The sequence below is a fragment of the Aquisphaera insulae genome (assembly GCF_011064615.1).
GTDB classification, from domain to species: domain Bacteria; phylum Planctomycetota; class Planctomycetia; order Isosphaerales; family Isosphaeraceae; genus Aquisphaera; species Aquisphaera insulae.
Genome location: NZ_JAALJH010000027.1, coordinates 74,563 through 97,743, shown reverse-complemented (window position 1 = coordinate 97,743; position 23,181 = coordinate 74,563). Strand labels below are relative to the sequence as shown.

Below are 23,181 nucleotides of genomic sequence, written 5' to 3'. Positions count from 1 at the left end.
TTTGCGAGGGAGTGCGAGGAGCCGGAGGGTGCGGGCCTCGGCTCGCCGGACGGAGCCGGCTCCTGTCTCGTGCGTTTTCTGGTCCTGGGAACAAGCCGAGCGGGGATGAGCGAGTCCAACGGGTTGAAGGCTGCGAATTCCTCACGAATCCCGCCATCAAAGCCAATCGAAAATTGCCGGCAGAACTTTTATTGCGAAAGGGCTTACGACGATCCACGGCGGACGGCGATCGGACGATCAAAGCCAATTTCGTCGCGGCTGTCGTGGCCTGTTTCTCAGGCCGGGATGCGGTCCTGGATCTTGCGGACGAGGTCGGTGGTGCTGAGGCCCTCGAGGCGGGGGCAGATGACGACCTTGCCGCCGCGGGACTCGACGACGTCGCGGCCGACGACGGTGTCCGGGGTGTAGTCGCCCCCCTTCACGAGGACGTCGGGGCGGATGGCCTCGATCAGGTTCATGGGGGTGTCGTCGTCGAAGAGGACGATCAGGTCCACGAACGGGTAGAGCGAGAGCATGTAGGCCCGCTGGTCCTCGGAGACATAGGGGCGGGTCGGGCCCTTGAAGCGGCGGACCGAGGCGTCCGTGTTCAGGCCCAGGATCAGGAAGTCACCCTGGCTGCGGGCGAACTGCAAGAGGTGGGCGTGGCCGTAGTGGAGGATGTCGAAGCAGCCGTTGGTGAAGACCACCTTGCCGCCGGCCTGCTGGATCTCGCGGGACCGCTGGCGGGCCGCGGCGACGTTGGCGGTCTTGACCATCCAGTCGGCCTGCTCGCGGTTGGCCTCCGCCAGGAGGTGGCCCGGCGAGATCGTGCCGACGCCGAACTGGCGGACGACGGCCCGGCCGGCGAGGTTGGCCAGCGCGCAGGCGTCGGCCATCTCGATCCCGGACGCCAGCGCGATGGCCAGGCTCGCGGCCACGGCGTCGCCGGCACCCGTGACGTCGAAGACGGCGACGGGCATGGTCGGGACGTGGGTGTGCGTGATCGGGCCCCGCGGCACGTCGCGGCGGAAGAGGGATATCCCCTCGGCCTCGCGAGTGATCGCCAGCGCCGAGCCGGTCTGCTCGACGAGCGTGTGGGCCACGGCCTCCAGGCTCTCGGCATCCGTGATCGGCCGCTCGGCGGCGACCGACGCTTCCTTCAGGTTCGGGGTCAGCACGGTCGAGCCGGCGTACCGGCTGTAGTTGCGGCCGGTCGGATCGACGACCACGGGCGCCCCGTTCTTGCGGGCCCCTCGGATCGCGGCGGCGATGACCTCGGGGCTGAGGACCCCCTTGCCGTAGTCCTCGAGGATCACGGCGTCGGCCTCGGAGGCGGCGGTGAATGCCTCGCGGACGAGCTTCTCGCGGACCCACCCGGAGGGCGCCGCGCGGTGCTCGCGGTCGACGCGGAGGAGCTGCTGGTTGTGGGCGATGAACCGGGTCTTCATGGTGGTCGAGCGTGCGGGGTCGCGGACCAGGCTGTCGGTGACCGCGGCATCGGCGGCGAGCAGCTCCTGGAGCTCGCCGGCGGTGGCGTCGTCGCCGACGAGGCCGACCATGCGGACCTTCGACTCGAGGCCGACGACCTTCATCGCGACGTTGGCCGCGCCGCCGGGCATCCGGAACTCGTCGGTGACGTCGAGGACCTGGATGGGGGCCTCGGGGCTGAGCCGGTCGGCGTTCCCCTTGCAGTAATGGTCGAGCATCACGTCGCCGATCACGGCGACCTTGCAGGGACGCAGGCCCCGGATCAGGGCCTCCAGCTTGTGGGACTGGGTGCTCATGCGGCCTCCTGCTCCTGGGAATTGACGTTGACCTTGGCCGGGCCGGTCCGCTCCGCGAGCCGGCGAATCCCCTCTTCGAGCGACGTCATCGGCCGCCTGTACGCCTCGCGGAGCCGCGTGACGTCGGCCTCCGTGAAGCTCTGGTACTTGCCCCGGAGCGAGTCCGGGAACGGGACATACCGGATCTCGCCCCGGCCGAGCAGACCGATGACGATCCGGGCGATCTCGTTGAAGCTCCGGCTCTTGCCGGTCCCCACGTTGAAGATCCCCCGGCGAACGGGCCCGGTCGCGAAATGGACGTTGATGTCGGCGACGTCCCCGACGTAGACGAAATCCCGCCGCTGGTCGCCCGGACCGTAGCCGTCGGTGCCGTCGAAGAGCTTCGCGACGCCGGCCTCCTTGACCTGGTGGTAGAGCTGCCAGACCATCGAGGCCATCCGTCCCTTGTGGGCCTCGCCGGGGCCGTACACGTTGAAGTACCGCAGGCCGACGACCGTGCTGGAAAGGGTCGGCATCAGCCGGCGGACGTAGTTGTCGAACTGGAGCTTGGAGTAGGCGTAGACGTTGAGCGGGCCCTCGTGGTCGGGCGTCTCCGCGCAGCGGCGGCTCATCCCGTAGACCGAGGCGCTCGACGCGTAGACGAACGGGACGCCCGCATCGAGGGCCCAGTGGAGCAGCTCCTTCGAATAGGTGTAGTTGTTGTCCATCATGTACCGGCCGTCGGACTCGGTGGTATCCGCGCAGGCCCCCTGATGGAGCACCGCCGCCGGCTTCCAGCCGTGCGAGCCGCCGCGGCGGAGCCACTCGCGGAACTCGGCCCGGTCCATGTAGTCGGCGATCTCGCAGTCAGCAAGGCTGCGGAACTTGTCGCCGATCGTCAGGTCGTCCACGGCCAGGATGTCGCGGATGCCCTTCTGATTGAGGGCGCGGATGAGATTGCCGCCGACGAAGCCCGCCGCCCCGGTCACGATGTGCATGATCGGATCTTCCCGCCTGGATCCATCCGTCGCCGGGTCGAGGGCCGCGATGCCCTCGAGATCCCTCCCTGGCCGGGGCCCAGGAACCCCGCGAGTCGTTCGTCCATGAGCCGCCCGGATCTCGATTCGCCCGTCCATGGCGTCGAGATCGAGCGGGCGCGGATTATCACCCCGATCCGCACCCCCGTCCAGCACAGTATCGCCCCGGGGGTTGAGCTTTCTTCAACCCGAGTCCCGATGGGAGAGACCGTGAACGCCCCGGGATTCGCAGGTTGCCCAGATCCTCTGTTTTATGGCCAGGATGTCAGGCTCGACCGATGCTCAGGCACGCCAGGGGCGGGCGCGCTTCTGGTTGTGGCGGATGGCCCGTTCGGCGATCTCGGCGTTGGTCTTGACCTGGAAGTCGAACATGCCGACGGCGATGAAGTCGGCGCCGTGCTTGAAGGCGTGGGGGAAGGCCTGGGCCGGGGCGATGGCGCCGGCGGCCAGGACCTTGAAGGCGATCCAGGGCTTGGCGACGGACTGCATGAAGGCGACGGTCTCTTCGGGGTTGATGCACCACATGTTGTCGTACCAGCCCTTGCCGCCGTCGAGCCAGATGAACTCCTTGCGGAGCTCCTTCGGGGTGGCGGAGGGATAGTCGTCGCTGTGGAAGGTCTTGACGTAGAAGTCGCAGGGGACGCCGCGCTTCTCGCACTCCATGGGGACCATCAGCGAGTGGCTGCCGACGCCGATGGGGAGGTCGTGCTTCTTGGCCGTCTCGACGGCGCGGTGCAGCAGGTCGAACTGGCCGTCGCGGAGCAAGGTGTCGGACGAGACGCCCCAGACGTAGAGGGCGACGGCCCCGGTGTCGACCTGCTGCTTGATGTGGTCCTCCTGCTCCTGCCGGCTCCAGGTGGTCTTGATCTCGATGTGGGGGATGAACTGGAGGTGGCCGTTGTATCGGCGGTTGTAGGTATGAATGAAGTTGTCGCCGGTTTCGAAGACGGTGTTGATGCCGTGCTTCTCGGCCAGGGCGAGGGTCTCGATGATCTTCTCCTCGGTCGCATAGGCGCGGAAGAGGCTGTTGACGTACTTGAGGTCGCGGCAGTGCATGTAGCCGCTGATGAGGTTGCCGCCCATCAGGACCCGGCTGATCCGGGCGCGGCCGAGGGTGCCGCAGGGGACCTTCGCGGCCTCGGCGGCCTGGGGCGGCTTCGCGGCCGGCGCCCCGTCCGGCGGGGCGGCCGCCGCCGAGCCGGCGAGGATCCCGGCGGTCCCGGCCGCGGCCAGCGTCTGGTTCAGGAAATCGCGACGACGAACCTGGTCTGAACTCGCCATGGTCCTTCTCTCCTTCGAGCGGACGCGTGCGTGAATCTGGCTCGAGCCCAATCAGGCCATTATAACCCCCCCGGGGGCCGAGATCAGGAGGGCCCCGGGATCCCCGGTCGCGGGGCGAGCCCGCGGCCGAGGATCGGGGGCGCGGTCGACCGTCGTTACTTGTTCGTGTTCTTCAAGACGAACATGAGCTGCTTCTCGCCGGTCTTGAACTCGGTCGGTTCGGCGCCGCCGGGGATGGCGTAGATGAGCTTGATGGTGTCCCCTTCCTTCTTGATGAGTCCCCTGGCGACCTGCTCCTCCTTGTCGGCGAGCTTGCTCGTGAGGGTGATCTTGCAGGTGTGATCCCCCTTGCAGGCGTCGAGCGTGTAGGTCGCGCCGTAGATCTCCTTCTTCTCCTTGTCGACGACGACCACGCGGTCGTCGCTGAAGCGGACGGTGGAGCCCTGGATGCGCTCCTCGGGCTCCTTCAGGCCGAATTTCTCCCCCCCGACGATGGTGTAGCCGCCGACGAGGTCGGACGGCTTGAGCGCGGGCTCGGTCTGGGCGTTGGCGGCCGGCGCAATCGCGAGCGTCAGCAGGCCGAGCACGAACGTGCCGGCGAGGCCGCGGGGCCGTGTCGTGGTGATCATGCGTCTGTGTCCTCCCGTTGAATCGACTGAAACCGGGTAGAAAGCCGGCACGCCGGCGACGCAGGGTTTTGCAACTCCAGTGCCGGTCGTGAAGTCAACGGGGCGGGGCCGGGGCCGGTCGTCGCTCAGCGACGTCCCCGAGGTGGCGCGGGGACGGTTCGGCGGAAGGTCGTCTCCACGAGGGCCTCGCGGGGGCTGCCGACGGCCAGCAGGATCGAGTCGGCGAGGGCCTTCTGGAGGCGGGCCTTGGCCCGGGGGCGGGCGGACAGGAACCGGCGGGTCAGGTCGGTATGGCCGGCGTCGAGCACGGCGAGGACGGTGCCGAGGCCGGGGATGTCCTGGTCCTCGAGGGCGACGAGGCCGTCGTTGGGGCCGTAGTAGGCATGCAGATAGGAGGCGGTGACCCGTTGCAGGGCGGGGTGCTTCGCGGTGGTCGTCCGGCTGGTGATGTAGAAGGTGCGGGGCGAGACGACCGCCAGCGCGTCGCCGTGCCCGGCGATCAGCTCGGCCCAGAGCTGGCTGCACGATTCGTGCGAGAGTTCGGCAATGGCCCGATGCCGGCCGGGATCGGCGAGGGTCGCCTCGATCTTCCTCCCCGCGCGGACGGCGATCCGCGGCAGGAGGGGCATCTGCCCATCGGCCTCGGGGCCGTCGCCGGCCGCGTAGTCGGCCACGCCGGAACCGCCGAATGGCCCCTGGACGAGGAACATCGCGTCGACGCGATCGTTCACGAACGCGGCGTCCTGGAGTGCGAACGCGAGGACGTCGCAGGCGCCCCGGCTGTGGGCGATGAGGACGAGCTTCTCCGGACCCTTGGCGGCGATCGCGTGGATCCGCGCCCGGAGGTCGTCGGCGTTCTCGCGGATGGTCCGCGTCGAGTCGGGGTGGATCACCTCGACGGCGCCGGCCGGGACCCCTCGAGCCCGGAGCTGGCGGGCGTTGTGGGTCAGGTAACCCTGAGTGCCGCCGAAGTTCAGGCCGCCGACGAGGACGTAGCGGAACCGGGCCGCCCGTGCCAGGACATCGTCCGGGATGGCCAGGCGTTCCTCGGCGGCGAGCTCGAACGAGGCCTGGAAGGCCGCCGGCCGGATCGCCGGGGGGAGATCGAGGGGAGCCGGATCGGCGGGCCCGAAGGCCGCGGTGGCGAGGAGAGCGAACAGGCCGAGCATGACGGGCACGTCCCTTCGGGCCGTCGCGGTGGGCCGGACGCCTCGACCGTGGCGAGCCCCGGGGGCCTCCTGCCCTTCCTCTACGAACCTACTCCTGCTGGTCCGATCGTGCAAGGCGATCGACTCGCCCGGCGAGGGGCGAGCCGATCGCGGGCGCGGGACTCATCGGCCCGGGAACCGCCGGTCGGAGGGCTTCCTGCGGATCCGCTCGCCGCGGGCGAGAAGGATCCGATAGGTGCCCGCGGTCACGGCCGCCACGCCCGCGAGTGCCGGCGCGGCCCAACCGGAATCGCCGCCGAGGTCCGCGGCGGCCGGGACGTCGGCCCGGGCGAGGCCGCCGGGCTGCTGATGGCGGGCGACCTGCATCGGATGATGGACGCGAATGACGTCGGTGAGGCTCGCGGTCGGGTCCTCCGTCTCCGGCTCGTCGGGCACGATGGGCAGCGGGTTGGACGGCAGCTCGTCCCGGGGCACGGGGGTGGGGGACGCCGGGACATCCTCGAGCGCGGGGGCTGCGGCCGGATCGGCCTGGTCGACGGCGGGCGCCGGCGCGGGGGCCTGATCCGGGGGGGCCGGCTGCGGGTCGGGCGGCGTCGAGTCGAGGACCAGGCTCCGCGATCCGTCGGACGACGAGCCGGTCAGGAGCGACTGCGTGGGAAGCGTCGCGCCGATGGCCTGGCCCTGCCCGACCATCGACGAGGTCGTCGTGGACGAGGAAGAAACGGCCTGCGCGATGGTCGTCGTGGTTGACGGCGTGCTCAGCGCCTCGACCGCCGTGGTGGTCGTGGCCGACGCGGCGGTCGTCGTGGTGGCGGTGGCGGTCACGTCCGTGCCGGTCGTGCTCGTGGAGCCGTCCGAGGTCTCGGCGAACCGGCCGCCCGGCCCTCGGCGCGGCGGGGGATTGTTGTGGCCGGAGGATCCGGTGCCGGTCGAGCCGCTGCCGGAGGAGCCGGTGCCGGAGGAGCCGGTGCCGGAGCTGGAGGTCGTTCCCATGGAGACGATGCCGGCGATCAGGAGATCGGCCCTGGGCGTGCCCAGGCCGGTGACCAGGTCATAGCCGGTCTTCGCGCCGTACCCGTTGCTGCCCGAGGTGATGTCGGTGAAATCCGATGAGGGGAGCGCGTAGAGATCGGCCATCGCCTGGGTGTTCGAGAGGGTGGACTTGCCGGCGAGGGCCAGACCCTGGTCGGCGATGGCGATCAGGCCGGCCCAGGCGGGGGCCGCGGCGCTGGTGCCGCCGAGCTCGAACCAGCCGGACTGGCCCGCGTAGGTGATCGACGAGTAGACCGAGACGCCGGTGTTCGGATCGGCGTTGAACGAGACGTCCGGCACGGTCCTCACGCCGATGTTCAGGCCGGCCGAGGTGAGCGTGGAGGACTGGTATGAGGGGACCGATTCATAGGTCCGGAACCGGGTGGCGGCGCCGCTGTAACCGCCGGTGCTGTCCGACCAGCCCGTCTGGGAGGTGATCGTGCCCGAGCTCGTGATCGTCGTCGACGTGCCGCCGACGGCCAGGACGTTGGACGAGCTGGCGGGGTACATCGCCCCGTACCAGGCGCCGGAGTCGCCCGAGGCGGCGACGAAGGTCACGCCGGTATGGCCCGAGGGGGTCGTGAACAGGGAATCGTAGCCCGTCTCGCCCTGGAACTCGGTCGCCCCCCAGCTCATGGAGACCACGCTGACGCCCGAGACGTTCCGCGCGTAGTTGACGGCGCTGAACATGTCGCTGAGGCTATCCGACGCCGCCTCGACCAGGACGATGTTCGCCTGCGGGGCGATGGCGTGGACCCACTCCACGTCCAGGGCCGTCTCGAGGGCCCAGCCGGCGTCGGTCTTGCTGCTGGAGCCGCCGAGGTTGACCACCGTGAACGTCGGCGAGGTCGAGGACGCGGTGGTGGACATGGCCGTCAGGCCGTAGGTGCTGCTGAACGTCGCCAGGTCGGAGGCGATCGAGGTGTCGTTGTAGGCCACCACGATGGCGATCGTCTGCCCGGCGCCGGTGCCGGAGACGGTCCCGCTCGAGAACGCGATCGAGTTCACGCCGTAGGCCGAGCGGATCTGGGCGGGGGAATACCCGGTGGGGGTGGTGGTCTTGCCGGCCAGCGAGATCACGTCCAGGCTCGGCGTGACTGTCAGGGCACTGAGGTCCGCGGAGGCGGCCGAGAGGAGCTGCCGGCCTTCGAGGGCCTCCCAGCTCGACCGGAAGTGGAATCGCTGGCGGAGCCGGACCTCGGCGAGGCGGCGCGCGCCGGCCCGGGCGCGCGGTCTTGTGTCGTACATGCTCAACCTCTACAAGGATGGCAGACCCGTGCTGTTGGAGGCGGAATACGTCGAGGCCGGGGGGCGATCCTTCGTGCTTCAGAGAAGCCCGGCCCATCGACGAGGTCACGATTTCCTGTTGTTCCGTCCACAAGCCCAAGCGCCAGTCCTGGGCGAAAGCGCGCGCGGTCGGGGCGGCCCCGGCGGCGGGGCCCGACGAGGGGATCGATCGGGCCGCCGGGATCGAGGGCGCGGGGGGCCTCGGCGTTCAGTCGAGCTCGCCGACGGGGATCTCGCCGACGTGCTCGAAGATGAGGGTGGGGCGATACGGGTAGGTCTCGATCAGCTCGCGGGAGGTGACGCCGGAGAGGACCAGGATCGTCCGCATGCCGGCCTCGGTGCCGGCGATGATGTCGGTGTCCATCCGATCGCCGACCATGAAGGCCTCTGCCGGGGTGGCGTCCAGCTTCTCCAGGGCCGTCCACATCATGATGGGGTTGGGCTTGCCCACGAAGTACGGCTTCTTGCCGGTCGCCAGCTCGATGGGGGCGACCAGGGCGCCGCAGGCCGGCTGGATCCCCTGCTCGCTGGGGCCGGTCAGGTCCGGGTTGGTGGCGATGAACCGGGCCCCCTTGAGGATCAGGCGGACGGCGTGCTCGATCTTCTCGAAGTCGTAGCTGCGGGTCTCGCCCACGACGACGTAGTCCGGGTCCTTCTCCGTGAGGGTGAAGCCGTGGCTGTAGAGGGCGTTGGTCAGCCCGGCGCCGCCGATGACGTAGGCGGTGCCGCCGGGCATCTGCCGGCGGAGGAAGTCGGCCGTGGCGATGGCGGAGGTGTGGAAGGCGGACTCGTCCACGGAGATGCCCATCTGGTCGAGCTTGTGCTTCAGGTCGCGCGGGGTCCACTGGCTGTTGTTCGTGAGGAAGACGAACCGGTGACCCCCGTCCTGGAGCCGCTTGACGAACTCGAGCGCACCGGGGATGAGGCGGCTGCCGTGGTAGATCACGCCGTCCATGTCGCACACGAAACTCGCCGGCATCGCCGCGGACTCCCGGGGGCACGAGGGGCCGGTGTCGGCGTCAGGGGCGTCGTCGCCGCGACCGCCGTCCGGCTGGTGCGTGAGATCGGCCCCCATGATAAGATCCGTGCCACGCGATCTCAACCCGGGCCGATGCCGGTCGGTCAGGAGCCACACCATGGACGAGCCGCGGCGCCCACGGGTCCAGTTCTCCTTGGGGATGCTCATGGTCGCGACCGCCGTCGTCGCGGCGCTGCTCGCGCCGCTGGCATGGGTCGCCCGCGAGCGGCGGCAGATGCTCAGGGCGCAGGTCGCGATCCTCGACGCCCGGGAGGCGGCCATCCGGTCCGTCGCCCGGGAACGGCAGGCTCGCATGACCGAACCGGAACGGCTCCGCCAGGATAACGAGGCCCTGCGACGCCAGGTGGAGCAGCTTCGCCTCGAGAACGACGAACTCCGCCGCGCCGCGAATCGCCCGGCTCCCCGGTAGGCGGGGGATCCGCTTTTCGAGATTCGAGAGGTCACGATCCTTCGGTCATGGACTAGACTTCTTGATAGATGGCTGAGCGCAGTGATGCAGCGGCCCCTGCTCTTCACCCCACTTCAGGATGACTCACCATGGATGCTCGAAGAAGTCGCAGGACGAGGGATCGGGCCCGCCAGTCCTGGTACGCCTACTATCGCCAGGTCCGGTTCGCCCGATTCCTCGGCTTTCCCACGGGAGACGATGACCCGGGCCGGGCGTACCGGGCCGCCGGCCTCGCGTTCGCGATCGGCGCGAAGTAGAGGCCGGGCCGGGTTAATCGCGGCGGGTGATCTCGACGGATTCGACCCCCTCGATCGCGTTGAGCTCCGCGACGAGGGCCGCCAGCGAACAGCCGGGACGGAGCCGGACGCGATAGGTGAAGTCGAACGACGCCCCCTGCCGCGCGGTGCCCGCGGTGATCAGCTCCGCGTTCTCGGCCGAGGCCGCGACCGTCGATTCGGCGGCCATGCGGGCGGACTCCCCCAGGACGGTGCGGAGCGAGAGCGTGACGGGCTGGATCTGCCAGCCCCGGGGCCGGCCCGGCGGCCAGAGCACGAGCCCGGCGGCGCCGATCACCGCCAGGCCGATTAACGCGATCACCATCCGGTCCACCCCCACGGCCATGCCGACGACGACCGCGAGGATGACGAACGCCGTGTCCTGCGTGTCCTTGACGACGGTCCGGAAGCGGACCACCGAGAGCGCCCCGACCATGCTGAAGGCCCGGGCGACGCTGTCGTCGATGACCTTCGTCGCCATGGCGATCAGGATGGCGAGCAGGACGAGGGTGGCCTGGAAGGTGGGCGGGACCTCCTCGCCCCGCCTCGCCCAGCGATAGAATCCGGCCACCACCGCACCCAGCAGGAGGGCGGCGACGAACCGCTCGCCCAGCTCCAGCGGCGAGGCGGTGGACCCGCCGGACATGGACTTCGACAGCCAGTCAGGCATCGGAGCACCCCCGGCCGGAGCTGACGGGGGCGGGGATGGTCGCCGTCATTTCGCCTCCTTCCGCGCCTCGATGGAATTCAGCAGATAGGCGCGGCGGCTGTCCGCGAAGGTCCGCAGGCTCATCGACGGCGGACCCCACCGCGGCTGGTCCCGGCGGCCGGACTCGGCCGCGTCGCCGGTCATCTTGCGGAACTCCTCCGTCGAGGAGAGCTTGCGGGTGTCCTCCTCGAGGGCCTTGTCGAGCAGGCCGCGATGGCCGGCCACGATCGGGCCGAGCTTCTTCCAGTCGAGCCACTCATCGGCGATCTGCCGGACGTATCCCAGGTATCGAGCCCTCAGCGACGGGACCGCCAGCAGCTTGCTCCGCAACGGCGTCCTTTCATCGTCCAGGCCGACCAGCGGATCCAGATCAGCCGCCGGCGGCTTGCCGCGACCGCCGGGACCGCCGGGGCCGCCGCCCGGAGGGCCGCCGAAACCGCCGGGGCCGCCGCCCGGCGGGCCGAACATCATCGCCGGGCCGAAGGACTCGTTCATGTCGTGGGGGATGAGGTGGAACTTGCCCGTACCGTCGCGGTACAGGCTGTAGTCGCTGGCGCGCGACCAGTAGCCGTCGCCATTGATCAGGGCGTTGTCCAGGGCCAGGAACCGGAGCGTGCCGTCGATGTCGAGCATCGGCGCCAGCGCGGCTTCGAGCTCCTCGGACGGGGCCTCGTTGAGGGTCTTGCAGAGCTTGACCAGGGCCTCCCAGTCCTTCTTGCCGCCGGATTTCATCTCGAACCGCTGCTTGTAGGGATCGAGATCCTCGCCCAGATAGCGAAGCCCGCCATCGGCGCCCGGATTGCCGGAGACCTTCCAGCGCGCCCCCTGGTTCCCCTTGAAGTTCTCGGCCAGGAAGGTCCGGTCGAATTGCTGGGCATTGACGTAGACGCCCCAGCTCTCTCCGTTGATGACCACGCGGACGAAGTTCGCCTTCGGGGCCGGGATGAACGCCCGCGCGATCGTCGAGTAGAGGACGGTGTGGAGGAAGGTCGGATCCTCGTGCGAGTTGAGCAGATTCAGCGTCTTGTAGCCCAGGAGCTTCTGGCCGTCGCGGGTGAAGTCGATCGAGACGTTCAGCGAGCGCTTCTGGCCGGCCTGGACCATCATGTACGAGGACATGCCGCGGAAACGGATGCCGACGCCTGGATAGGTCTTGCCGTCGACGACGAGGTCCGCGGGGACCTCCACGTCGGTGCCGTGGAAGTCCTCGATCTCCTTCTCCCAGTCGTTCGAATCGAAGGTCAGGAAAAGGGTGCGGAGGATGCTCGGGTCGTAGAGGTCGCGGCCCGCGAACGTCTCGACCTCGGCCGGCTGGACGCGCGGGCCGGGCTTGGGCGGGGTGCTGGCCATGCCCGGCGGCCCGAAGCCGCCCGGCCCGCCGGGACCGCGGCCGGGCCCGCCGCGGCGGCCGAAGCCCGGCGGCCCGAACCCCCTCGGATTCCTGTCCCGGTCCTTCTTGAGGGATTCGCGGGCCGCGAGCCGCTCCTCCCGGTTCAGCCGGCCGTCGCCGTCCTTGTCGAAGGCCTTGGCGATCTTCCGCTCCTCGTTCATCGGTCCGCCGGGGCCGAAGCCGGGGGGAGGCCCCATCCTGCTGTTCATGGCCTCGGCCAGGGCTTCGGCGTCGAGCGATCCCCGCTTCTTCCTGTCGGCATCGCGGACGAACTTCTCCGCGGAGCTCGCCGCCTCGTCGGCCGAGATCGCGCCGTCCTTGTTCGCGTCGGCCAGCTCCATGATCTGCGGGGCCAGGAACATCCCCGGGCCAAATCCGCCGGGCCCGCCTCCGGGAGGCCCGCCGGGGCCGAAGCCGGGAGGCCCACCCTCGGGAGGGCCGTCGCCGGGAGGCCCGCCTTCAGGACCTCCGTCGGGAGGCCCGCCGGGCCCGCCTCCGGGAGGCCCGCCGGGGCCGAAGCCCTGGGGCATGCGGATGTTCCGATTGATGGCCCGGCCGAGGGCCTCCTCGTCGATCGAGCCCTTCTTGCCGGTGTCGGCGAGTGCGACGAACCGTCGCGCGGCGGCGGCGGCTTCGGCCGGGGTGAGCTTGCCGTCCCCGTCCGCGTCGGCCGCCGAGAAAATCTGCGGCCCCAGGAAAGTGCCCGGACCGAAGCCGCCCGGCCGGCCCGGTCCTCCCGGCCTGCCCGGCCCTCCCGGGCCCTGAGGGCTCGAGCTTTCGGCCGACGACCCCGGTGAGCCGGCCGCCGGGCTGCAACCTGAAGCTGTGGTCGCGATGATCGCGGCGAATGTCGTGATCGCGGCGACGGACCTGATCGGCGTCGCTCTCGATGGCTCCTTCATCCGGGCCCTCGTTCCTGTGACTTGAGCGTGAGGTGGTGTACGAATGACTGAACGGCGGCCCCAGTGGCCGACATTCTATCACGGAATCTTGGTGATATCTTCATCTTGGCCGGCCGGGACCAACATTCTGCCCCGGATGATGGGGCGGCTATGATGGGGGCGGCCAGGCTTCCCGCGACCATGGTTCTACCTCGGGGACTCGTCCATGAATCTGACGGAATACCTCTTCGCCCGGCTCCGCGAGTTGGGCGTCGGTCATACGTTCGGCATCCCCGGCGACTTCATCCTCTCGATCTACGCCGTGCAGGAGGCGCTCGAATTCCCGACGGTCGTTTGCAGCCATGAGCCGGGGGTCGGATTCGCGGCGGATGCCTATGCGCGGATGAGGGGGCTGGGCGTGGCGCTGGTGACTTACGGGCCGGGCGCGTTGAACACCCTCAACCCGGTCGCGTGCGCCTATGCGGAGCAGTCGCCGTTGCTGGTCGTCAGCGGCGGGCCGGAGATGTCGCTGCGGGGCGATCATGACGTCCACCTGCATCACGTCGTCCGGAACTACGAGAGCCAGTTGCGGATCTATCGCGAGGTCACGACCGACGCGGCGATCCTCGGAGATCCGGCCACGGCGCCGGAGCTGATCGATCGAGTGCTCCGCAACGTCTACCTGCGAAAGCGGCCCGGGTATCTGGAGATCCCCCGCGACCGCGTCCGTGCGGAGGTCGTGCCGGCCGCCGGCCCGCTGGTCCTGGAGCCTTCCGATGCGGATCGCCAGGCGAGCGCAGGCGCCCTCGACGAGGTCGTCGGCGAGATCGCCGCGATGCTCTCGAAGGCGGAGCGGCCGGTGCTGTACGTGGGGGTCGGCGTCCGGCGGCACGGCCTGACCGACGCGGTGATCCGCCTGGCCGAGCGGCTGAGGGTGCCGGTCGCCACCGACGTGCTGGGCAAGGCCTCGTTCCCGGAGAGCCATCCTCAGTTCGCCGGCGTCTACGTCGGGGCCCTCGGCGACCCGGCCGTTCGCACGCTCCTCGATGGTTCGGATTGCGTGCTCGGGATCGGCGTGGTCCGCACCGACCTGGGGACGGGCTACTGGACCGAGCGGATCGACCGGCGGGCGCGAATCCTCATCGATCCCGACGGCGTCCGGATCCGATACCACCGCTACGACGGCCTGCCGATCCGTCGCGTGGCGGAGGCCCTGCTCGAACTCCTGCCGGCGAGCGACCGGGACACCCCGTCGTTCCCGCATCCGGCGGCGGTTGCCGAGTCCGGAGCCGAGGCCGTGGCGGGGGGACGCCTCCGCGTGGCGGACGTCATCCGGGCGCTCGGGAGGCTCGATGCCGGCAAGTACAGCTTCGTGGCGGACGTCGGCGATTCCTGGTTCATCGGCCTGGAGCTGAGGACCGAGGTCTTCCTGGCCGCGGGATACTACGCCTCCATGGGCTTCGCCGTCCCGGGAGCACTCGGGGCGGGGATCGCCGATCCGTCTCGCCGGCCGCTGGCGATCGTGGGCGACGGCGCCTTCCAGATGACCGGGACCGAGCTGGCGACGCTCGTCGACCAGGGCCTCCGGCCCATCATCGTGCTGCTGAACAACAGCGGCTATGGGATGCTCGAGGCGCTCGACGGGCCCAGTCGCAACTATCTCCGCAGGGACTGGGACTATCCGGCCATGGCCGTGGCGATGGGGGCGAAGGCGATCCGCGCGACGACCCCCGCCGAGCTCGCGGTCGCGCTGGCGAGGGCCGAAGCCGATCCGGCCCCCTGGCTCATCGAGGCGATCACCGCGCGCGACGACCTCTCGCCGACCATGGCGCGGTTCCGCAACCACGTCCGCTCCGGCGCGACGCCGCCGCCCGCGGTGATCTGACAGGCCCCCGACGTCCGTTCCATCCCGTACGAGGCATCACCACTTACCTCCGAGGAGTCCGCCCATGCCCGCGACCCGTCAACGGCCCGTGAAGCTCGCCCGCCTCCTGATCCTGGCCGCCGCGGCCTGCCTGGCAAGGCCCGCGGGGAATCTCGCCTCGGAGCCCCCCCCGGCTCAGGACCGCGACAAGGAGCTCGGCTCCATCGACGGGATCGCGGATCGGCTCTACGGGGTCATCTCGGGACCGGCCGGCCCGCGCGACTGGGACGCCTTCCGCAAGCTCTTCGTACCGGGTGCCCGGCTCATCCCCACGGTCCGGCGGAATGGAGAGGCCCCCTCGGCGCGGGTGCTCACCGTGGATGAGTTCGCCGATCGGGCCGGGGCGAACAGCTTGAAGGAGGGGTTCTTCGAACGCGAGATCGCCCGCCGCGTCGATCGCTTCGGCGCGATCGCGCACGTCTTCAGCACCTATGAATCGCGGCACGCGAAGGAGGACGCGAAGCCCTTCTCCCGCGGGATCAACAGCATCCAGCTCCTGGACGACGGCCATCGCTGGTGGGTCGTCACCATCTTCTGGGACGCCGAGCGCCCCGGCACGCCACTCCCCTCGGAGTACCTGCCGAGGCAGGAGTAGGAGCCCGCTGGGGGGAGTCATGGAAGCGAAGAGCGAGATGCGGAAGGCATGCCGCCCGGCGCGGGAGGTCCCGGCGCCGGGCGGCCTCGGACGTTCGGATCACGGCTTCTTGAAGTCGCCGGCGGTGATCACGGAGAGCTTCGAAGGGTCGAGGTACTTCCGCAGGGCGGCGTTGACCTCGTCGATCGTGAGGGCCTTGATCTTCGCCTCGAGGTCGGCCTGGAACTGGAAGGTCCGGCCGAGGTAGAGGTTCTCCGCGAGGGCGGAGGCGAGCGTGGGATCGTTGGTCCGTTGGACCTCCTGCTGCTTCAGGTAGCCGTCGACCGCACGCTTGAGCTCGGCCGTGTTGACGCCATCCTTGAGGAGCCGGGCCACCTCCTCATCCACGCCGGTGACGACCTTGTCGCGGTTGGCGGGGTTGTAGATCGCCATGACCATGAGGGTGCCGCGGGCATCCAGCGGGCTGGCCGAGAACATCGAGGCGGCCGAATAGGACAGGCCCCCCTTCTGCCGCAGGCGGTCGGCGATCCGCGAGGAGAGGGCGCCGCCGCCCAGGATGGAGTTGCCGATCACCATCGCGGGGTAATCCGGATCCGTCTCCTGGAGCTTCAGGTTCGTGCCGGCGAGGTACATGGCGTTGGCCTTGTCCGGCGTCTCGATGGACTCTCGCTTCACCTCGAGGCCCGGCTGGTAGGGCCGATCGATCCGCTCGAATCGCCGGGGGCTCTTCCACGCGTCCAGGGTCTTGCCCAGGATGGGGAGGACCTCGGAGGCGTCGAAGTCGCCGACGATCGTGAGCTCGCCGTGGCTCGATCCGAGGAAGCTCTTGTAGACGTCACGGACCTGGTCGACGGTGACGGCCTTGAGCCGCTGGACCTCTTCATCCAGGGTCGGGACATAGCGGACGTCATCCTTGGGGTAGGACGCGAGGAGCCGCTGGAGATGGTTGCTCGCCAGCCGCATGGGTTCGGTCCGGCCCTGCTCGAGGGCGGTCAGACGCTCATTCTTCATGACCTCGAACTCGTCCTCCGGCAGGGTCGGCTCGCGGAGGACCTGGCGGAGGATGTCGAGGACGACGGGCAGGTTGGCGCGCTTCGTCTGGATCGAGTAAGAGAGGACGCCGGCACCTCCTCCGCCCATCCGGCCGCCGCCGCCCAGGCGGGCGAAGTTCTTATCCAGCAGATCCTGGATCTGCTGGCGGCTGAGGCTCTTGGTCCCGCGGAGCATGAGGCTGGAGAGGAAGCCCGCGGCGTCGGTCTTCCCCTTGAGGCTCTCGGCCGTGCCGTAGTGGAGGTTGAGCGCGACGTGGACCATGTCCCCGCGGGTCTTCTTGGGGAGCAGGGCGACCTTCACACCCTCGATCGGCTGCGGGTGCTGGACGCGGGCCTCGATGGCCAGCGGCGAGACGTCGAACGACTCGCCCAGCGACTTGACCTCGCGGCCCTTGTAGCCGTCGAGCATCCGTGCCAGGTCGGGCGTGGCGGGGACGGGGGTCCGCTCCGGCTTCGCGGAGGGGATGAAGAAGCCGACCGTCCGGTTGCTGGGGGTCAGGTACTTCGCCGCGGCCTCCTGCACCTGCGCCGGGGTGACCTTCTCGATCCGGTCGCGGTTCAGGAAGTAGAGCCGCCAGTCCCCCTGCGAGGCCCAGTTCGAAAGCGCGACGGCGATCCGGTTGGGATCCGACGCGGCCTGCTCGTGGCCGTTGAGGTAGCTCTGGCGGGCGCGGTCCACCTCCTCCTGCGTGACGCCGGACTTGATGACCTCGTCGATCACCTTGTACATCGCGTCGCGGGCCTTCTCCAGCGGCCCCAGCTCCTTGGTGTTGACCTCGGCCGTCATCTCGATGACGGTCGGGTCGTGGCGGCCGAAGCTGCCGGCGCTGACGCTCGAGGCCAGCTTGGTCGCGACGAGCGCCTTGTAGAGCCGCCCGGAGGGCTCGTCGCCGAGGACGTGGGCGAGGGCCTGCACCGCCGGGAACTCCGGGTTCGGCCCGGACGGGACGTGGTAGAGGATCCCGACGATCCCGACGTCGCCCACGCGGCGGAGGGTCACGACGCGCTCGCCGTCCTGGGGCGGCTCCTCGGTGTAGGTCGCCGGCAGCTTGCGGTCGGGCCTGGGGAGCGAGCCGAAATACTTGTTCACCAGCTCCAGGGCCTTCGACTCGTCGAACTTGCCGGCGACGACGACCATGGCGTTATCCGGCTGGTAGAACTTCTGATAGAAGGCGCGGAGGCTGTCCACCGGCACGCGCTCGATGTCCGTCCGGTTGCCGATCGTGGACTTCCCGTAGTTGTGCCACTCGAAGGCGACGGCCGACATCCGCTGGGAGAGGACGCTCTCCGGGGAGTTCTCGCCGCGCTCGAACTCGTTGCGGACGACCGAGAACTCGGTGGCGAGGTCCTCGCCCCGGATCCGGCTGTTGACCATGCGGTCGGCCTCGAGCTTGATGGCGAACTCGAGGTTGTCGTCGCTGGCCGTGAGCGTCTCGAAGTAGTTGGTGCGGTCCTCGGAGGTGGTCCCGTTGAACTGGGCCCCGCGCTCCTTCATGGCGCCGGGGATGTCCGGGTGATCGGGCGTCCCCTTGAAGACCATGTGCTCGAGCAGGTGGGCCATCCCGGTCTCGCCGTAGCCCTCGTGACGGGAGCCGACGAAGATCGTGAGGTTGACCGTCACCTTGGGCCGCGACGCGTCGGGGAAGAGGAGCACCTTCATGCCGTTGGCGAGCTGGTACTCCGTGATCCCCTCGACCGAGGTGATCTTCCTGGGTTGGGGGGAATCGCCGCGGGACGCGGCGATCGGGCCGGCGAGGGTCAGGGCCGCCGCGAGGGCGGCGATCAGTGCGGGGAGGCGATCGCGAGGGGACGGGGCACTCTGCATGAACAACTCCTAAAGCTGGGCCGGATCGTGGAGCCGCCCCGCGGCCGCGGGGCGGGGGCGAAATCCCTCCTTCCCTGGAGGGGCGATCAGGGCCGGCCCCCTGGCGGGGCCGTGCCGGCATCCTGAGCGTCTTTCCTGGGTCCGGCGGGGGCGCCGGAAGGATCGGATTCCTCGGCGGAGTCGGACTCCGCCTCGACCGTCGGAGCCATCTTCCCGGGAGGGCGAGGTTCGAGGTAGACCTTCCCGTCCCGGATGTCCAGCCGCTCGAAGCGGCGGATCAGCTCCGCGTTCTTCGGGTCCCTGTACGCGTCCTTGAGCAGGTTCTGCTCGCGCAGGCCCTGGGTGAGCCAGGGCGGCGGGCTCTTGCCGTTGATCATGAGCGAATCCAGGGTGGCGATCAGCACGCCGTCGCGGAGCGACGCCTTCACCTCCCCCTCGCCGTTGAGATAGCGCCCGCTCATCTGGGGGATCTTCTCCAGGACACCGAACGGGATGCTGATCCGGGCCTTGATCCGGTCGCCGACGATTTCCGCGTGGATGGTGCCGCGGAGCTCCTCGTGCTGCTCGATCAGGATGTTCAGGTCGTCGCTGTCGAGCACCAGCGTCTCGGCCGCCTTCCCCTCCTTGACCGCCGCGATGAACCGATCGATCCGATCCTTGACATCCTTCCGCCGCTCCTCGGAGGCCTCGATGCGGGGCAGCTCGACGGGGGTCGGCGAGGTCCACTCCTGCACCATGCCGTTGAATAAGCGGAGGGCCAGGAAGGCGAGCACGGCCAGCGCGATGATCAGGAGCACGGCCAGCACGCTGGCGATGACGCAACCGTAGAAGAAGCACCCGCGCTGCCGGGGTCGCGTCGCGTCGTATTCCGGCGACGACTTGGGGGCTTCGTAGAACTCCGGGTCGTAGCTGGCCATGATCTCTCGGGCTCGAACGGGGCGATGACCGACCGAGCCTCGATCTTCGTCGAAGCTTCTTCGAAAGGGAAGTCCCAAGGCCGCCGGCCGGCTCGCCGCGGCCCATGCAAGCGACCGGCGCGCCGGGGCCCCCGGCAAGGCCTGACGGCCCGGCCGGGGGCCCGGTGCCCCCCTCGCGACGGCCTCGGGCGTGGGGCGGGCCCGGGCCGCGCGGCCGAGAGTCTCATCAATAGGAGTCGGAGCTGATCACCTCGCCGTTGGCGCGGGTGCCGAGTGCCCAGTAGGTCGGATACGCGATCGAGCTCTTGATGAACTTCACGCTGCCGTCGCCCATCAGGAAATTCGCCCCGCCGCTGTGATTGCTGTTGGCGTTCGAGAACGTGGACTCGTCCGGGCCGCAGCCGCTGCAGTCGTAACGGCAGGAGCCGAAGTTGTACTGCTGGCTGTTGGGCGGGACGATGGTGTTGAACATCGTCATGCCCGGCGCGCCCCAGCCCCAGCGATTCCCCCGGTTGCTGAGCGTGGTCCCGAAGTTGCCCGTCGTGACCGCCGTCGCACACGCCTGGAGCGCGGCCGTGACCGTCGGCCCGGGGGGGATCACGCCGACGGGCACCAGGGAGTAGGCGTCGTCCACGCTCGCCGCCTGGGCGGCGGTCAGGTTGACCGCGTAGCTGTTGCCCCGACCGATCTGGAGTAGCGAGCCCCCCATCAGGCCTTCGCCGAAGGCGATCGTGTTCGACGACCCGTCCGTGCAATCGCCCAGGCCATAGGCCCGCCCCGTGTTCCACCACGTCCCGTTGCTCCAGCCCCCTCTCAGCTCGGTGAACAGGCCGGTGGCTCCGTTGCCCTGGTACTGCGTGGTGGTCGTCCCCTGGCTGGCGTAGTAGCTATTGTTGTTGGCCTGCGAATTGCCGTTGGAATCCGACGGGCAGATGAAGGCGTTGAGCCTCGAGTTCCAGACCGTCGAGTTGACCGAATAGCCGAGGTTGGTGCCTCCCAGGAAGTTGAAGTTGATGGCGTTGTACATCGACGCCTGCTCGAGCTGGGGCAGCATCAGGGCCAGGCTGCTCCAGTCCGACCAGTCCGCGTAGCTGCCCAGCGAGTCCATGCCGAGCGTCTTGCCCGGCGGGAAGGAGCCCATCGCCGAATGATAGTTATGCAGGGCCAGTCCGATCTGCTTGAGGTTGTTCGTGCACTGGATCCTCCTGGCCGCCTCGCGAGCCGACTGCACCGCCGGCAGGAGCAGGGCGATCAGCACGGCGATGATCGCGATCACCACGAGCAGTTCGATCAGCGTGAATCCCCGACGTCCCGACGATCTCATGACGACTCCTCCCACCGGGTGGTGTTCCTCGATCCCAGAACGGTGCCGGAGAATCGGCCGCGGCGTGGCAAGCCGCGGCGCGCACGGCGGACGGTCGCCGGCATCACCGGCCGTCGCCCCACTGTTGGAACCGATGTCGCCTCGCCCGCCCTCAGCGGCGGGCCGGTCGCCCCGTCTTGACGGGCTTCACGTGCCCCCCCCTCGCGGCGTGGCCGGCCCTGGAATCGGCCGCCTTCACGGCCGCCGCGTTGTTCTCCATCGCCGCGATCATCTCCGGGCTTCGCCCCGGCGGGGCCATCTGCGTCACCTCCTCGGATGAGCCGCATCCGCTCGCCAGGAGGCAGGCGCCCAGCGGCAGGAGCATCAGCCGGCGCAAACCAAGTCGCATCGAGGTCGACATTCTCATCACCTCCGGCCGTGAGATGGCCCTAGATCGCGCGCGAAACCACGCACGATCGGCCGATCACGCCTCCGCACTTCGCGGGACGGACCACCGACGTTCGGGCCCCGTGGACGATTACTGGACGTGCAATCACATGTAAGGGGAAAGGACGGCCTCGCGCGGCGATCCATCCCCGACTGGCAAGGGGCGATCCGAACCTCTCACGACTTCGAGCTTGCGCGCGACCCGGCCCCACACGTTGTCAGGCCCCTGGCCACGGTCGAACCTTCTCGGATCGCTAACTATGCCCATATTTATTCTACGAATTCTTTAGGAGTTGGCAATCGTTGCATCCCCCGAAACCGACGATTTTCCAGGGGATTTTACGGAAATGTCGCGATCAGGGCGATCAGCGGAGGGGAATTGGAGGCCGGCTGCGGAAGCGTGTGAGGGCGCATGACGAGGCCCCCGGGGCGGCGTCGGGCCGTGCCGGGGGCCTCGCGAGTTGGTCTGAGCCTCGGCCGTGGAGGCCGAGGCCCGATCGGGGGCACGATCAAAAGGCGTCGGAGCTGATGGTCTCGCCGCCGTCGCGGGTGCCGAGCGACCAGTAGGTCCGCCAGGAGACCGAGCTCTTGATGAACTTGACGCTGCCATCTCCCATCAGGAAGTTGGCCCCACCGCTGTGGTTGCTGGTGGCGTTGGAGAACATGCCCTGGTCGGGGCTGCAGCCGCCGCAGTCATTCCGGCAGGCGCCGAAGACGTACTGCTGGCTGTTGGGCGGGACGATGGTGTTGAACATCGACATGCCGGGTGCACCCCAGCCCCAGCGCTGGCCCTTGGTGCTGCCGCCACCGCCGAGGTTGCCGGTCATCGAGGCCGAGGAGCACGCCTGGAGGGCGGCCTGGATCGTGGGGCCGGGAGGCTCGGTGCCCGTAGGGACCAGCGAAAAGGCGTCATCGACGGAGCCGGGCTGGGCGGCGGTGACGCCCGTGATACTATTCCAGTTCCTGGCCTTCAGGTTCGACGTTCCGCCCATGAGGGCCTCACCGAAGGCGATGGTGTTCGAGGACCCGTCGACGCAGTCGGCGATGCCGTAGCAGCGTGCCAGGTTCTTCCACATCGTGCCGTCGCTGTTGTAGCCGCCGCGCAGCTCATCGAAGAGGCCCGTGCAGGGGTTCCAGGGATACTGGTTGGTGTTGGTCCCCTTGCTGGCGTAGTAGCTGTTGGTGTTCTGCTTGCCGTTGCCGTTGGAGTCGGACGGGCAGATGAACATGTTCACCTTGGCGTCGTAGACCGTCGAATTGACGGCGTACCCCATGTCGTAACCGCCCAGGAAGTTGAAGTTGATCGAGTTGTAGAGCGGCGCCTGCTCCAGGTACGGGAGCATGAGCGCGTGGGCGCTCCAGTCGGTCCAGCCGCCGTAGCTGCCCACAACGTTCATGCCCAGCGACTTGCCGGGCGGGAACGCGCCGATGGCGGAGTGATAGTTGTGCAACCCGAGGCCGATCTGCTTCAGGTTGTTGAGGCATTGCGCCCGGCGGGCGGCCTCGCGGGCCGACTGCACCGCCGGCAGCAGGAGGGCGATCAGCACGGCGATGATCGCGATCACCACCAGCAATTCGATCAGTGTGAATCCGCGACGCTTGGGAGAGATCATTTTGCACGCACCTCAAGAAAATATGGAGAAAAGCGAGAGACCGCGCCTCGATCGAGGCGCAGGGACACAACAAGACGCGTCCGGCCTTGCTCTTGCCGGCCGCGAGAGTTGTCTTGCGTCAGGTGATCGCTCCGAACGGTGCGGGACGGATCCGTCCCGTCCTTGGAGCGATCTCCGGGGGCGTGTCGACGCCTCCGGCGATGATCAATGCCCCTTCTTCTGGGGCTGGGCGGCCTTGTTATTGGCCATGTTCTTCTCGATGGCCGCTTTCAGCGCGGCGTTGTTGGCCGTCGTATTCTCCGACGGGCCTGACGTGGAGCTGCCGGAATCGCACCCCACAAGGAGGAGGCATGCGACGAGCGAACATACGGTCATAAGGCGGGAGCGGTTCTTCAACAAGGAGATCATGGATGGCACCTTCTCGTCATCTCGATGGAATTGGAATATGCAGGGTCCAAATTGTGTGAGCGATCTAATGGACAATGGAGTCTCACAATGGAACCAAGCGAGGGGGACGGTTTCTCTCCGCGGTCGGACGGAGCCCGAGCTTCGGACGCAACGGTTCCGGGCGCCCAGGCTTGGGCGC

The 23,181-nt window shown here is 69.0% G+C and carries 19 protein-coding genes; 4 read left to right on the top strand and 15 right to left on the bottom strand.

The genetic code is table 11. The features are described from left to right. Window positions 1–275 precede the first annotated feature (275 nt). The 7 genes from rfaE2 to G6O54_RS16350 form a co-directional block, all read right to left on the bottom strand. Window positions 276–1,763: a D-glycero-beta-D-manno-heptose 1-phosphate adenylyltransferase gene (gene rfaE2 / locus G6O54_RS16380; RefSeq protein ID WP_165226726.1), complete on the bottom strand. Its 1,488-nt coding sequence runs from the start codon at window positions 1,761–1,763 to the stop codon at window positions 276–278. Continuing rightward, window positions 1,760–2,740: an ADP-glyceromanno-heptose 6-epimerase gene (rfaD, locus tag G6O54_RS16375; RefSeq protein ID WP_165226725.1), complete on the bottom strand. Its 981-nt coding sequence runs from the start codon at window positions 2,738–2,740 to the stop codon at window positions 1,760–1,762. Before rfaD ends, rfaE2 begins: the two co-directional genes overlap by 4 nt. Before the next feature lie 321 nt (window positions 2,741–3,061). Further along, window positions 3,062–4,060: a hypothetical protein gene (locus tag G6O54_RS16370; RefSeq protein ID WP_165226724.1), complete on the bottom strand. Its 999-nt coding sequence runs from the start codon at window positions 4,058–4,060 to the stop codon at window positions 3,062–3,064. Between the two features lie 155 nt (window positions 4,061–4,215). Beyond that, window positions 4,216–4,689, bottom strand: a complete 474-nt coding sequence (locus tag G6O54_RS16365; protein WP_165226723.1) for a hypothetical protein — start codon at window positions 4,687–4,689, stop codon at window positions 4,216–4,218. A 125-nt stretch (window positions 4,690–4,814) separates the two neighbouring features. After that, the gene (locus G6O54_RS16360; RefSeq protein WP_165226722.1) at window positions 4,815–5,858 is read right to left on the bottom strand and encodes a lipase family alpha/beta hydrolase; all 1,044 of its coding nucleotides are present in this window, start codon (window positions 5,856–5,858) and stop codon (window positions 4,815–4,817) included. A 162-nt stretch (window positions 5,859–6,020) separates the two neighbouring features. Beyond that, window positions 6,021–8,138, bottom strand: a complete 2,118-nt coding sequence (locus tag G6O54_RS16355; protein WP_165226721.1) for a S53 family peptidase — start codon at window positions 8,136–8,138, stop codon at window positions 6,021–6,023. A gap of 247 nt (window positions 8,139–8,385) precedes the next feature. Continuing rightward, on the bottom strand, window positions 8,386–9,156 hold the full coding sequence (locus G6O54_RS16350) for an HAD-IIA family hydrolase (RefSeq protein WP_165226732.1): 771 nt from the start codon (window positions 9,154–9,156) through the stop codon (window positions 8,386–8,388). Window positions 9,157–9,313: 157 nt separating this feature from the next. Here G6O54_RS16350 and G6O54_RS16345 point away from each other — a divergent pair, with 157 nt between their 5' ends. Both G6O54_RS16345 and G6O54_RS16340 read left to right on the top strand, forming a co-directional pair. Continuing rightward, window positions 9,314–9,625, top strand: a complete 312-nt coding sequence (locus G6O54_RS16345; protein ID WP_165226720.1) for a hypothetical protein — start codon at window positions 9,314–9,316, stop codon at window positions 9,623–9,625. 128 nt (window positions 9,626–9,753) lie between these two features. Next, complete coding sequence (locus G6O54_RS16340; protein ID WP_165226719.1) at window positions 9,754–9,921, top strand: hypothetical protein; 168 nt, start codon at window positions 9,754–9,756, stop codon at window positions 9,919–9,921. Window positions 9,922–9,934: 13 nt separating this feature from the next. On the opposite strand, the gene G6O54_RS16335 is transcribed toward G6O54_RS16340, so the two are convergent. Further along, on the bottom strand, window positions 9,935–10,609 hold the full coding sequence (locus G6O54_RS16335) for a DUF4956 domain-containing protein (RefSeq protein WP_165226718.1): 675 nt from the start codon (window positions 10,607–10,609) through the stop codon (window positions 9,935–9,937). Window positions 10,610–10,654: 45 nt separating this feature from the next. Beyond that, the gene (locus tag G6O54_RS16330; protein ID WP_165226717.1) at window positions 10,655–12,940 is read right to left on the bottom strand and encodes a CotH kinase family protein; all 2,286 of its coding nucleotides are present in this window, start codon (window positions 12,938–12,940) and stop codon (window positions 10,655–10,657) included. Between the two features lie 205 nt (window positions 12,941–13,145). Between G6O54_RS16330 and G6O54_RS16325 the strand changes: the two genes are divergently transcribed. Next, complete coding sequence (locus G6O54_RS16325) at window positions 13,146–14,804, top strand: alpha-keto acid decarboxylase family protein (RefSeq protein WP_165226716.1); 1,659 nt, start codon at window positions 13,146–13,148, stop codon at window positions 14,802–14,804. A 64-nt stretch (window positions 14,805–14,868) separates the two neighbouring features. Continuing rightward, window positions 14,869–15,438: a hypothetical protein gene (locus G6O54_RS16320; protein ID WP_165226715.1), complete on the top strand. Its 570-nt coding sequence runs from the start codon at window positions 14,869–14,871 to the stop codon at window positions 15,436–15,438. Window positions 15,439–15,537: 99 nt separating this feature from the next. Here the strand turns inward: G6O54_RS16320 and G6O54_RS16315 are convergent, their stop codons facing one another. From G6O54_RS16315 to G6O54_RS16290, 6 genes are all read right to left on the bottom strand, one after another. Then, entirely contained in the window at window positions 15,538–18,315 is a 2,778-nt protein-coding gene (locus G6O54_RS16315) for a M16 family metallopeptidase (RefSeq protein WP_165226714.1), read from the bottom strand. 86 nt (window positions 18,316–18,401) lie between these two features. After that, complete coding sequence (locus G6O54_RS16310; protein WP_165226713.1) at window positions 18,402–19,232, bottom strand: hypothetical protein; 831 nt, start codon at window positions 19,230–19,232, stop codon at window positions 18,402–18,404. Between the two features lie 226 nt (window positions 19,233–19,458). Continuing rightward, window positions 19,459–20,556 carry a DUF1559 domain-containing protein gene (locus G6O54_RS16305; protein WP_165226712.1) on the bottom strand — a complete coding sequence of 366 codons (1,098 nt, stop codon included), beginning with the start codon at window positions 20,554–20,556 and terminating at the stop codon, window positions 19,459–19,461. Between the two features lie 151 nt (window positions 20,557–20,707). After that, entirely contained in the window at window positions 20,708–20,944 is a 237-nt protein-coding gene (locus G6O54_RS16300; protein WP_165226711.1) for a hypothetical protein, read from the bottom strand. Between the two features lie 547 nt (window positions 20,945–21,491). After that, window positions 21,492–22,595, bottom strand: a complete 1,104-nt coding sequence (locus G6O54_RS16295; RefSeq protein ID WP_165226710.1) for a DUF1559 domain-containing protein — start codon at window positions 22,593–22,595, stop codon at window positions 21,492–21,494. Between the two features lie 204 nt (window positions 22,596–22,799). After that, window positions 22,800–23,003 carry a hypothetical protein gene (locus G6O54_RS16290; RefSeq protein ID WP_165226709.1) on the bottom strand — a complete coding sequence of 68 codons (204 nt, stop codon included), beginning with the start codon at window positions 23,001–23,003 and terminating at the stop codon, window positions 22,800–22,802. Window positions 23,004–23,181 lie beyond the last annotated feature (178 nt).